This is a genomic window from Chloroflexus islandicus (assembly GCF_001650695.1).
GTDB lineage: Bacteria > Chloroflexota > Chloroflexia > Chloroflexales > Chloroflexaceae > Chloroflexus > Chloroflexus islandicus.
The window spans coordinates 72,659-85,145 of record NZ_LWQS01000011.1; the positions used below are offsets into that span (position 1 = coordinate 72,659).

At 62.7% G+C, this 12,487-nt stretch carries 10 protein-coding genes and 1 riboswitch; of the genes, 4 read left to right on the forward strand and 6 right to left on the reverse strand.

Features of this window, described 5'->3' with window-relative positions:
• Positions 1-13: 13 nt before the first annotated feature.
• Positions 14-673 (forward strand): DUF4230 domain-containing protein, encoded by a 660-nt coding sequence (locus tag A6A03_RS00330; protein ID WP_066782454.1) that lies wholly within the window; start codon positions 14-16, stop codon positions 671-673.
• A gap of 12 nt (positions 674-685) precedes the next feature.
• Positions 686-1,339 carry a DUF4230 domain-containing protein gene (locus A6A03_RS00335; protein WP_066782456.1) on the forward strand — a complete coding sequence of 218 codons (654 nt, stop codon included), beginning with the start codon at positions 686-688 and terminating at the stop codon, positions 1,337-1,339.
• Positions 1,340-1,358: 19 nt separating this feature from the next.
• Here A6A03_RS00335 and carA read toward each other — a convergent pair whose 3' ends face one another.
• The 5 genes from carA to ribD all read right to left on the reverse strand — a co-directional run bounded on the left by carA (position 1,359) and on the right by ribD (position 6,349).
• Positions 1,359-2,486, reverse strand: a complete 1,128-nt coding sequence (carA, locus tag A6A03_RS00340) for a glutamine-hydrolyzing carbamoyl-phosphate synthase small subunit (protein WP_066782458.1) — start codon at positions 2,484-2,486, stop codon at positions 1,359-1,361.
• 382 nt (positions 2,487-2,868) lie between these two features.
• A complete protein-coding gene (ribH, locus tag A6A03_RS00345; RefSeq protein WP_066782462.1) occupies positions 2,869-3,372 on the reverse strand; it encodes a 6,7-dimethyl-8-ribityllumazine synthase in 504 nt (167 codons plus the stop codon).
• The gene (locus tag A6A03_RS00350) at positions 3,356-4,603 is read right to left on the reverse strand and encodes a bifunctional 3,4-dihydroxy-2-butanone-4-phosphate synthase/GTP cyclohydrolase II (RefSeq protein WP_066782466.1); all 1,248 of its coding nucleotides are present in this window, start codon (positions 4,601-4,603) and stop codon (positions 3,356-3,358) included. Before A6A03_RS00350 ends, ribH begins: the two co-directional genes overlap by 17 nt.
• Complete coding sequence (locus A6A03_RS00355) at positions 4,584-5,195, reverse strand: riboflavin synthase (RefSeq protein WP_066782468.1); 612 nt, start codon at positions 5,193-5,195, stop codon at positions 4,584-4,586. Before A6A03_RS00355 ends, A6A03_RS00350 begins: the two co-directional genes overlap by 20 nt.
• A gap of 2 nt (positions 5,196-5,197) precedes the next feature.
• Complete coding sequence (gene ribD, locus A6A03_RS00360; protein ID WP_082908879.1) at positions 5,198-6,349, reverse strand: bifunctional diaminohydroxyphosphoribosylaminopyrimidine deaminase/5-amino-6-(5-phosphoribosylamino)uracil reductase RibD; 1,152 nt, start codon at positions 6,347-6,349, stop codon at positions 5,198-5,200.
• Positions 6,350-6,530: 181 nt separating this feature from the next.
• Positions 6,531-6,693, reverse strand: a riboswitch (FMN riboswitch).
• A gap of 692 nt (positions 6,694-7,385) precedes the next feature.
• On the opposite strand from ribD, the gene A6A03_RS00365 reads away from it, so the two are divergent.
• Positions 7,386-8,492, forward strand: a complete 1,107-nt coding sequence (locus A6A03_RS00365; RefSeq protein WP_066782470.1) for a glycosyltransferase — start codon at positions 7,386-7,388, stop codon at positions 8,490-8,492.
• A gap of 57 nt (positions 8,493-8,549) precedes the next feature.
• Entirely contained in the window at positions 8,550-9,899 is a 1,350-nt protein-coding gene (locus tag A6A03_RS00370; protein WP_066782472.1) for a M20 family metallopeptidase, read from the forward strand.
• 58 nt (positions 9,900-9,957) lie between these two features.
• Here the strand turns inward: A6A03_RS00370 and A6A03_RS00375 are convergent, their stop codons facing one another.
• Entirely contained in the window at positions 9,958-12,138 is a 2,181-nt protein-coding gene (locus A6A03_RS00375) for a heavy metal translocating P-type ATPase (protein WP_066782474.1), read from the reverse strand.
• Between the last annotated feature and the right edge of the window lie 349 nt (positions 12,139-12,487).

Sequence of the window (12,487 nt, forward strand, 5' to 3'; positions counted from 1 at the left end):
GGTTGAGCCGGCTATGGAGCAACGAACGGTCAATTGGATCATTAGTGGTGTGATCGCTGTCGCGCTAGCGGGCTTGCTGCTGTTCATCAACCGCGGCTGGGCCCAACCAACGCCGGCGGTCACGCCGCTCACGCCTGAGCCGTGGCCAACCACGCCGCCAACCTTCACGCCCTTACCTCCCACCGCGCCGCCGGCAGCGCCAACCCTCATCCCCCTGCCTGATCTGCGCCGGATCGATCCGGCTATTGGCTTATCGATCAAGTTTCCAGTCACCACCGTGACCACGGTGAGCGGCGCGCAGAGCTTCTTTGGCCGCGATGAGATCACGCTCAAGGTGACGGCTGAGGTGCGCTTGACGGTTGACCTCAGCCGGGCGCAGATCCAGCGCGAGGGCAATACCTTGACGATCCGGTTGCCGCGCGCGGCCATCGATGGCGAACCCAACCCGATCGAGATTGAGGTGATCGGTGAGTCGCGGCGCTGGATCGGATCGCAGATCACAGCGGCCCAGAATCAGGCCCTTGCGCAGGCGCGGGCCGAGATTCGCCAGCGCGTGGCGAACGATCCTGAGTTGATTAGCATCGCGAGCGAAGTCAGCTATCGTCGCCTCGAACGGTGGCTGATCGACGAGCTGGGGTTTAGCCGAGTCGTGATCGAACCGCTATCGTCGTAACCGGAGGCGAGTGTGCGCACGCTGAAGCTGGTCTGGAACGGGTTGGCCATTGCGGCGGTGCTGTTTTTGGTCTGGAGCGTCGTGCAAGCGTTCCAGCAGGCCTCGGCGCCACCCACATCAGTCACAACGACCGTTGGCCCACAGCTTATCGAGGCGGTGCGGCGGGTCAACAAGCAGATCTTCATTGAGCATTACGCTGGGGTCGAAGTGCGCCATCTTGACGCGCCGGCGGGGTGGGCGTCGTTCTTGCGTAATCTAGGGGTGCGGCAAGAGTTTCTGGTGCTGATCCGCGGGCGAGTGCCGGCGGGGATCGACCTCAGCCAACTGCGACCCGAAGACATCTGGGTCAGTAGTGATGGCCGGCGGGCGCAGATCACGCTCCCGCCGCCGCAGGTCTTTACCGATCAGGTATCGCTCGATCTCGCCAACAGCCGGATCATCGAGAACACCGACTTCTGCCCCGGCTTTATCTGCCCGCAAACCAGCCTCGACAGCTTCTTCCAATCGGTCGATGCCGAAGCCAAAGCGGCGCTAGTCAAAGCCGCGATCGAAGCCGGCATTCTCTCCCAAGCCGCTCGCGACGCCGAAGCCTACTACACGCAGTTGCTCAACAGCCTCGGCATCGCTGAGGTGCGCGTAATCGTGCGCGGGTACAGCGCACCCTAGGTGACAGGCACAGCGTTGGCTACGCCTGCCGCCACGCCGCCATCATCGCCGTAAACTGGCCGAACAGATAGGTCGCATCGTGCGGCCCCGGCCCGGCTTCGGGGTGATACTGCACGCTAAAGCAGTGCAGTTCGGGATAGCTAAACCCCTCCAGCGTCTGGTCATTCAGATTGATATGGGTCAACTCCACCCCTGCCGGCAACGAGTCAGGATCGACCGCAAAGCCGTGGTTCTGCGAGGTAATCTCGACCCGTCCGGTCGGCAAATAGCGCACCGGATGGTTCGCACCGTGATGGCCGAACGGCAGCTTGTAGGTGCGTCCTCCCAGTGCCAGCCCCATCAGTTGGTGGCCGAGGCAGATGCCAAAGATGGGCCGCTTGCCCAGTAAAGCGCGCAAATTCGCCACCGCGTAGGTCGCTGCCGCCGGATCACCCGGCCCATTCGAGAAGAAGATGCCGTCGGGTTGCAACGCCAGCACATCATCGGGTGACGTCGTTGCCGGCACCACCGTCACCCGGCAGCCGTGATCGACCAGCCGGCGCAAGATAGTGCGCTTGAGGCCAAAATCATACGCCACTACGTGATAGGTCAATTCTTGGGCCGGGCCATTCGGATACGGCGGCGTAAACGGCACGCTATTCGTTGCCCAATGGTACGGTTCGGGGCAGGTCACCACCTGCGTCAGGTCTTGCCCCTCCATCGGCGGCGCAGCGCGGCACTTCGCTAGCAGCGACTCAATCGACTCACCGGTGGTCGAAATAATCCCGCGCATCGCGCCAGCAGTGCGGATATGGCGAGTGAGCGCGCGCGTATCCACATCGCTAATCGCGACGATGCCGTAGTCACGCAGCAATTGGGCCAGACTGCCGCGTGCGCGCCACGAGCTGTAGTGCTCGCTGTAACTACGGACGATAAAGCCAGCCACTTGGGGCTGGATCGATTCGGGGTCAAAATCGTTAACGCCGGTATTGCCGATATGCGGCGCAGTCATCGTCACCAACTGGCCGCAATAGGAAGGATCGGTCAAAATCTCTTGATACCCGGTCATACCGGTGTGAAACACCACCTCGCCGATGCGTTCGCCGGGTGCGCCAAACGAGCGACCGGGGAAGACGCGGCCATCTTCGAGGACAAGCACTGCATCCATTGTCGTGTTCTCGTGGTGGGGCGCGGGCCGTTGGCCGTTGCCTGCCGGATCATCGGCGGTATTGTAACATAAGCGGACGGGTTGACCGCAAGGTCTGGCGAGATATTTTTTACCGCAGAGGGCGCTGAGGACGCCGAGAGATGGAAGCGAGAGCACGTCTTCCAGCGGGAAGCGTGCGACTCCCTCCCCCAGCGGGGGAGGGCTGGGGTGGGGGCAACCCAAAAACCCTCTGCGCCCTTTGCGCCTTTGCGTTTCCCATCTCTGCGCCTTTGCGGAGCCGGACAGCCGTCCGGCTCTACTGCGCCTTTATGGCTGGTTAACTTGACACAACGATAGCGCCGGCACGTGGCGAGCCGGACAGCCGTCCGGCTCTACTGCGCCTTTATGGCGCCGGACAACCGTCAATCTCCCGCAGCAGATTAGCCATCTCGATAGCAGCCAACGCCGCCTCGGCGCCGCGATTTCCCGCCTTGGTACCGGCCCGTTCAATCGCCTGCTCAATGGTCTCGGTGGTCAGCACACCAAACACAATCGGCACCTCAGTCGCCAACGCCGCGGCAGCAATTCCGCCGGCAGCTTGCCCCGCCACATACTCGAAATGGCTCGTCGCGCCGCGAATGACCACGCCAAGACAGATCACCGCATCATAATATGGGCGATCGCCAGCCGCACGCTTGCGTTGCGCCATCCGCTTCGCCACTAGCGGCAGCTCAAACGCCCCCGGCACCCACGCCAGATCGATGTCATCGTGAGAGACGCCATGCCGGGTGAGCGTATCCATCGCGCCTCGCAGTAACTCGCGCCCAATCGTGTCGTTAAAGCGCGAGATCACGATCCCGAATCGCAAGCCGGTACCAACCAGATGGCCTTCAAACGTGACAGCCATTGTTGCCTCCAAACACACTCTCCGTATCATCATCAGGGAGCAGATGACCCAATTTCGCCCGCTTCGCCGCCAAATAACGCCGGTTAGCGCCGGTTGGCGGAATGTGCAGCGGAATCCGTTCGCGCACCGCCACGCCGTACCGTTCGAGACCGGCGATCTTGGCCGGATTGTTCGTCAGTAAGCGCACTTCTTCCATACCCAGACAACGTAGCATTTGGGCCGCAACGCCATAGTCGCGCGCATCAACCGGCAAACCTAAGTGGCGATTGGCTTCGACCGTATCCAACCCGTGATCTTGCAGGGAGTAGGCGCGCAACTTGTTGAGCAAGCCAATGCCGCGCCCTTCTTGGCGCAGATAGAGAATGGCTCCGTAGCCTGCCTTGGCAATCTGCTGTTGCGCCGCAGCTAACTGCGCGCCGCAATCGCACCGTTGCGAACCGAGCGCATCACCGGTCAGGCATTCGGAATGCAGCCGCACAAGCGGGAGACTCCCGTTGGCAGTGCCGTAGATCAAAGCGAGATGGGTTTCAGCGGTGAAGATGTGCTCAAACGCAATCAGGCGAAACGAGCCATACGCGGTCGGCAAGCTCGTTTCAGCCACCGGGCGGACAACCGTTTCGGTGCGGTAGCGATAAGCGATGAGGCTGGCGATCGACACGATTGAAAGACCGTGATGATCAGCAAACGCTTCAAGGTCAGGCAGCCGCGCCATCGTGCCGTCGGGGTTCATGATTTCGCAAATCACCGCTGCCGGGTACAACCCAGCCAGTCGCGCCAGATCAAGCGAAGCCTCGGTCTGGCCGGGCCGCACCAACACCCCGCCGGCAGCGGCGCGGAGGGGAAAGACATGGCCGGGCCGGGCGAGGTCTTCGGGCCGGGTCGCCGGATCAATCAGGGTACGGATGGTGGTGGCGCGATCGAACGCTGAGATGCCGGTCGTTACGCCACGTCGCGCTTCAACTGAAACAGTGAAGGCGGTACCGAAGCGAGTGGTATTCTCGGTGGGAGGAACCATCAGCGGAATCCGCAGCTCGTCGAGTCGCTCGCCGGTCATCGCGACGCAGATTAGGCCGCGCCCTTCCCGCGCCATAAAGTTAATCGCCTGTGGGGTGGCATATTCGGCGGCAATCGCCAAATCACCCTCGTTCTCCCGGTCTTCATCATCAACGATTATCACAAACGTACCGGCCCGCATATCGGCGATAGCGGTTTCAACGCTCGCGAATGGCATACGGCGCCTCCCCAAGAAACTTTTCCACGTACTTAGCTAACACATCCACTTCGAGATTGACCCGACTACCCACCGGCTTGCGCGGCAAGGTAATGTGCTGTTGGGTGTAAGCGACCAACATAAATGTGAACGCATCGGGCAGCACATCCACCACCGTGAGACTCGTGCCATCAACTGCAATGTAGCCTTTCGGCACGATATAGCGCAGCAAGGCCGGCTCAGCCTCAACCGTGACCCAAAGCGAATCGCCTTCCGGGTGGAACGACCGGATCACACCGGTACCATCAACATGGCCCTGCACAAAATGGCCGCCAATCCGGCCATTGGCCGCCAGCGAGCGTTCCAGATTGACCCCATCACCGGGTTGCACCTCACCAAGGTTCGTCCGGCGCAGCGTCTCTGGCGAGAGCCCAACCGTAAAGCTGCGGTCGGTCAGTGCCGTAACCGTGAGACACGCGCCATTCACGGCAATGCTGTGCCCCAAAGCAGTTCCTTCCAGCACCGTCGCGGCTTGCACCGTCAACGACCAGCCGTCTTCGACTTGACCTAACCGTTCAACGATCCCAATCTCCTCGATAATGCCGGTAAACATCGTTACCCCTCTGGATAGATCACATCGGCCTGAATCCACATATCAGGCGCTGACGAAGCATCGGTTGCGATCGGTTCAAGCTGGAGCTGTGCTAACCGCACCGCCTGCGCCAGCGTCGCAAAACCCAACCCTCCCACTGGCCCCGGCGCATCGCGACCACCGATGATCACGGGTGCGATAAAGACCCCCACCCGATCCACCAAGCGAGCCGCGAAGAGCGCGCCAAGCAGTTCGCCACCCCCCTCGACCAAGAGGCTGGTGAAGCCGCGGCGACCTATTTCCGCCAGCAATGCCGGCAGGCTTACCCGGCCCTGCTCATCGGCGGGCAACACCCACACCTCAACCCCGCGCGTCGCCAAGGCGCAGCGATGATCAGCAGGCGCATGCGCTGTCGTCGCCAACACCGTCTGGCCGGGCAACGCCGGATCGAACACCTTGGCCGAAAGCGGCACCCGCCCGCGACTATCGGCGATGATGCGTACCGGATGGCGAATGTCATGCGGCGCACCCGGCTGATCGCCGGTCAAGCGCGTGGTGAGAGAGGGGTTATCGGCCATCACCGTTCCCGCCCCCACCAGCACGGCATCGGTGACATTCCGCAGCGCATGCACCCGCTGGCGCGACGCCAGATTGCTGATCCAGCGCGACTGACCGGTGACGGTGGCGATCTTGCCATCGAGGCTCATCGCGAACTTGGCGGTTACGAATGGCTGGCCGGTGGTGATATGCTTGAAATAAGCGCGATTGAGGTGGTAGGCCTCGTCAGCGCAGAGACCGTGCTGCACCCGAATGCCGGCGGCGGCGAGTTGGGCATGGCCTTTGCCATTCACCCGCGGGTTCGGGTCGCCGATAGCGTAGTAAACCTCAGCAATACCGGCGGCGATCAGCGCATCAGTGCATGGTGGCGTCCGGCCATAATGCGCGCACGGTTCCAGCGAGACATACATCGTCGCTCCGCGCGCGGCTTCACCAGCGGCGCGCAAAGCCTCAATCTCGGCATGGGGCGCGCCAGCCCGCTGGTGATAGCCTTCGCCAACGATGTGCCCATTCTTCACGATGACGGCGCCGACCATGGGGTTTGGACTAGTGCGGCCTTCCGCCTGCCGCGCAAGTTCGAGCGCGCGGCGCATGTAGTTCAGGTGTTGCGCAGACATAACGAAACCCCAAAGGAACGTTCTGGCGAACCTTGTTCCTTCGGGGCAACGTGAATCAGAACGTCCGGCAGACGAGTGACTGCCGCGTTCAATCAAAAACCCCGAACAAACGATGTGTTCGGGGCATGCCAATCATGCGCAACACAGCCCTACGAAAAGCGCGTAGAGCAGTACGTTGCAGCGAACCCTTCTTTTATCCCGACTATACGGTCGGCCCCGGAGTTTCACCGGATCGTGCAGATTGCCGATCAGGACAATCCGCTCGTGGGCTATACCACCGATCGGGAATTGCCTGCTGTTCACGCACTGGCGAACCTCAGACTCACCCTGCCCCGAAGGTTGCGTATTGAGTTGTTACTCTATTGTACACCAATTCGCGAGTATGCGCAGCAAGCGCGTCGGCAACCAAGCGATAGCGCTGGAATAGAAACGTCCCCGAACCCCATGCACGCTTTGCGTCTTTTTTACCGCCGAGGGCGCGGAGGACGCCGAGAGATGGGAATGAGTGCGCATCTTCCAGCGAGAAGCGTGCGTCTCCCTCCTCCAGCCGGGGGAGGGCTGGGGTGGGGGCTACCCAAAACCCCTCTGCGCGCTCTGCGGCCTTCGCGCCTTTGCGTTTTACCCCTCTGCGTCTTTGCACCCTTTGCGCCTGTTTTACCGCCGAGGGCGCGGAGGGATGGAAGCGAGTGCGCGTCTTCCGGCGAGAAGCGTGCGACTCCCTCCCCCAGCGGGGGAGGGCTGGGGTGGGGGCAACCCAAAAACCCTCTGCGCCCTCCGCGTCCTTCGCGCCTTTGCGTTTTACCTCTCTGCGCCTTTGCCCCCTTTGCGCCTGTTTTACCGCAGAGGGCGCGGAGGACGTGGAGGGATGGGAGCACTCCGATAGCCCCTTCTGGCGGGAAGCGTGCGACTCCCTCCCCCAGCGGGGGAGGGCTGGGGTGGGGGCTACCTAAAAACCTCTGCGCCTTTGCGGAGCCGGACAGCCGTCCGGCTCTACTGCGCCTTTGCGTTAACCGTTTTTGCGTGTATCATTCGCTCTATGCACATCTTGCAGATCTACAAAGACTACCCGCCGGTACACGGCGGCATCGAAGGCCATCTACAACTGCTCAGCGAAGGATTAGCCGCGCGTGGTCACCGGGTGACAGTGCTCTATGTCGCACCGGGGAGCCAAGGCCGGCACGAATGGCGCAACGGGGTGGAACTCATCGCCACACCCCGCCTGCTCACGCTGGCCCGCGCGCCGCTGAGCCCCGCCCTGCTCTGGCAGGCCGCCCGCTGCCGGCCCGACCTGATCCACTTCCACCACCCATATCCGGTCGGTGATCTCGCCTTGCTGGCCACGCGCGCGCCGCTCGTTGTCACCTACCACAGTGACATCGTGCGCCAACGCGTACTCGGTGCGCTCACGGCGCCACTTATCCATCACACCTTGCGCCGCGCTGCCTGCATCATTACCGGTAGCCCAGCGCTCATGCAATCATCGCTATGGCTGGCCCACCACCGCGAACGGGTGCGGGTCGTACCGTTCGGCCTGCCGCCGCTGCCCTTGCCCGATCCGGCGCTGGTCGCTGACATGCGCCGCCGCTTCCCCGGCCCCAATGCGCTCTTCGTTGGCCGGCTGCGCTACTACAAAGGCGTCGATCGGCTCGTGCGCGCGATTGCACTGCTCCCGCGCGGCCATGCGATCATTGCCGGCGGGGATGCCACCGTGCGCGGCAGCGATCTCGTTCGGTTAGCGAACGCATTAGGGGTAGGCGAGCGAGTGCATGTGCTCGGCGCAGTTGACAACGCGACGCTGCGCGCGCTCTACGCGATCGCTGATGTCTTTGTCTTGCCGTCGGTCGCTCGTAGCGAAGCCTTCGGCGCGGTTCAGATCGAAGCCCAAATGGCCGGCTTGCCGGTGATCTGCACCGAATTAGGCACCGGCACCAGCTATGTGACCATCCATGGCCGCACTGGTTTCGTTGTGCCGCCCGATGACCCGCCGGCGCTGGCCCGCGCATTGGCCGAGCTGTTCGCCAACCCAGCTCGCGCCCGCGCGTTGGGAATGGCCGGACGCGAACGGGCCATGGCTGAATTCCGCCTTGAACGGATGCTGGATCGGATCGAAGCAGTATATGCCGAGATCGGCAACCGCGCGTAGCTGCCATATTGGCTTATAATACCGGCGTGACACCGAATATTGGACGGAGCAACTATCATGGAACGTTTTGCCGCCTACATCGACACCCACCGGGCGCGTTTTCGCGCCGAATTGGCCGATCTGATCCGCTTACCCTCAGTCGCGGCCCAAAATCGCGGCATTGCCGAAACCGCAGAGTTCGTCGCGCAGCGGTTGCGCCACCTTGGGGCCGAAACCCGTTTGCTGACCGCTGATGGCGGCAACCCGATGGTGTATGCCACCATCGGCAACGGCCCGCGCACCCTGCTGATCTACGACCACTACGATGTGCAGCCGGCGGAACCGCTAGAGCTGTGGGATAGCCCGCCCTTTGAGTTAACCGAGCGCGATGGGAAGTGGTACGGGCGCGGGGTGGCTGACAACAAAGGCAACTTGATGCTGCGCATCCAAGCGATCGAGGCATGGCTGGCGACCCAAGGCGAGCTCCCGATCAAAATCATCTTTGCCATCGAAGGCGAAGAAGAGACCAGTTCGCGCACCTTGCCGGCCATTTGCCGCGACTACGCCGATCTGCTGCGCGCCGACGGCTGCCTTTGGGAAACCGGCGGCGTTGATCTGAGCGAGCGGCCCACCGTCACCTGCGGCGCCAAGGGCATTCAATATGTCGAGTTGGTGGCGCGCGGCGCCAGCTATGATCTGCACTCGTCGTATGCCACCTTCGTGCCCAACCCGGCGTGGCGGCTAACGTGGGCGCTCAATACGCTCAAAGGCCCCGATGGACGGGTGCGCATTCCCGGCTTCTACGATCGGGTGCGCCCGGCCACCGAGGCCGATCTAGCGGCGTTGGCCACCATTCCGGCGAACGACAACGAGTTGCTGGCCGATTTTGGCTTGAGCGAGTTTCTCGATGGCGTGCGCGGGATCGAGCGGCTGCGCCGCCATTTGTTTGAGCCGACCTGCACCATCTGCGGGTTGGTCAGCGGCTACACCGGCGAGGGCAGCAAGACGGTGCTGCCGAATGAAGCGCGGGCCAAGATCGACTTCCGGCTGGTGCCCGATATGGAACCGGCTGAGGTGTTGCACCAGTTGCGCCGCCATCTCGACGCCGAGGGTTTCAGCGACATCGAGATTATCGATCTCGGCGGCGAACACCCGGCCCGCGGCCCGCTTGATGCGGCGATTGTGCAAGCCGCCGTCGCCTCGGCGCGTGAGGTGTACAGCAGCGAACCGATCCTCTACCCGACCATGGCCGGCACCGGCCCGATCTACCCGCTCTGCACCGCGCTCGGCACGCCAGTCGCCAGCGGCGCCGGCTGCGGCTATCACGGCACCCGCGTCCATTCCCCCAATGAAAACATCCGCGTGGCCGATTATTGGCGCGCGATGCAATGGATGGGCCGCCTCATCCACCATTTCGCCCGGTCGTAAGGGCGGGGCACGGTAGGGGCACAGCGCTGCTGTGCCCCTACCGTGCCCCTACGTGCCCCTACGACTGCCCCCGGAACCCCAACAACCGCATGCCGTTCAACGTCACCAATAACGACGCCCCCACATCGGCCAACACCGCCATCCACATCGTGCTGAGACCAACCAGCACCAGCGCGATAAACAGCAGCTTGATGCCAATGCTAAACGCGACATTCGCCGCAATGGTGCGCATGGTCCGCCGGCTGAGCGCCACCGCAAACGGCAACTGGCGCAAATCGCCGCCGAGCAACGTGATATCGGCGGTCTCCATTGCCTGCGTCGTGCCGCCGGCGTCAGCGCCGATCGCGATGCCGACATCGGCGCTCGCCAGCGCCGGCGCATCGTTGATGCCATCGCCGACCATCGCGACTGCACTGTCAGGCTGGCGCAGCTCGCTCACCGCCTGCGCCTTGTCTTCCGGCAACAGGCCGGCCCGCACCTCGTCCACACCGAGTTCGCCGGCAATTCGCTCGGCAGTCGCCGGTTCGTCACCAGTCAACATCACCACCCGCAGACCTTGATCGCGCAAGGCGGCAATCGCACTACGGCTCTCTGCGCGCACCGTATCGGCGACGGTAATGGTGCCGCGATACCGGCCATCAACCCCGACCATTAGCGGCGTGCGCCCAAGCTGGCTATCATGCTTTGCGGCAAGACAGTGCCATTCATCGTGGGCCAATGTCTGATCAAACACCCGATGGCTGCCGATCAGCACCTCATTGCCGTTCACCACCCCCTGCACACCCTTGCCCACCAATGCCCGCACCTGCTCGGCTGGCGGCAAAGGCAGGCCGCGGCTGGCAGCCGCACTCACAATTGCGTGGGCCAGCGGATGCTCGGAACGGCGCTCGACCGCGCCGGCCAGCGCCAGCAATTCATCGCAGGCCGCACAATGCCCGACCGGCGCAGCATCAGGCGCACTGCATCCCACTGCACGTAACGCCACTACTGCCGGCTTACCGGTCGTCAACGTGCCGGTCTTATCCACCGCCACCGTCTTCACCCGCGCCAGCGTCTCAAGGTAGGCGCCACCCTTAATCAACACCCCGTGGCGGGCCGCCGCACTAAGGGCGCTGACAATGCTCACCGGGGTGCTGATCACAAGCGCGCACGGGCACGCCACCACCAGCAGCGCCAGACCGCGGTAGAGCCAGCCAAACGTATCGGGTGCGGGATTCCAGAACGGCTGGCCAAACAAGAGCGGCGGCACAACCGCTACCAGCGCCGCCAGCGCCACCACCAGCGGCGTATAGTATCGGGCGAAGCGATCGACAAACCGCTGCACCGGCGCGCGCCGCTCTTGCGCCTCTTGCACCAGATGGATCATGCGCGCCACCGCACTCTCGGCGGCGGGCCGCGCAACGATCACCTCCAGACTCCCCTCCCCATTCATCGTTCCCGCAAACAGCGCATCACCCACACCCCGCTCGATCAACCGGCTCTCACCGGTAATTGGGGCCTGATTGACCAGCGAACTCCCAGCGGCCACCGTGCCATCGACCGGGATCCGCTCGCCGGGTTTGATCACAATCCGGTCGCCGGGTCGCAACGCCGCCACCGGCACAACCTGCTCACCCGTAGCGGTGAGCAAGGTTGCCGTCGGCGGGGTCAACTCCAACAGGCTGCGAATGGCATGGCGCGCGCGGCTCGCCGTGTAGCCCTCCAGCGCCTCACCGATCGCATACAGCACCATCACCAACCCCGCCTCGACATACGCACCAATGATCACCGCCCCAACGGCGGCAATCGTCATCAGCGCATCAATGCTCACCTCGCGGTTCGTGCGTAGCGTGCGCCACGCATTACGTGCCACCAACGGCCCCACCAGCGCCAAGCCCCCCAACGCCAACCCATCAATCCACCACGCCTCCCACCGCAACACCTCGTGCAGCACAATCCCCGGCAACACGAGCAACAACCCGATCAACGCCAACTGCGTCTCGCGCCGGCTCAGCATAAAGCGGAGCAAGGTCGGCGGCGGCTCCGGCTGCGCCTTCACAACCGGCGCCACGTCATACCCCAACTCGCGCACCCGCGCAATCACCGCGTCCGGCTCTACATCACCGGTGACGTGCAACGTCTCGGTGGTGAAATTCAGACTGCACAACGTCACCCCTTCCAGCCGGGCCACACCGCGCTCAACCGAACGCGCGCAATCGGGGCAATCCAAACCCTTAATCGTAAACTGCTGGTGGTTCATCGCCATTCTTCCTCAGCAGTGCAAGCATGCGGTTCATGCCCTCATTCTACTGCATTCAGGCGCAAAGTCAAGAGGGATGAGTAAAAATGACACTATGTCTTAGATAAGCGAAACAGATGACGGTGAACGTAGCAATGCCGAGATATAGCAAAGTTGGGCGAGTGTCCACATAGAGAGTGGTTGCAACAGGCGCAATGATTGAGTTGATCACAACTGCATAACGCAAGGAGTGACCGGCGTCAATCAAATCGTGGTTGCAACAGGCGCAATGGTTGAGTTGATCACAACCACCGCAAATGGAGGGTATGCAGGATTAAAGTTGCAATAGGCGGAATGGTTGAACGGATAG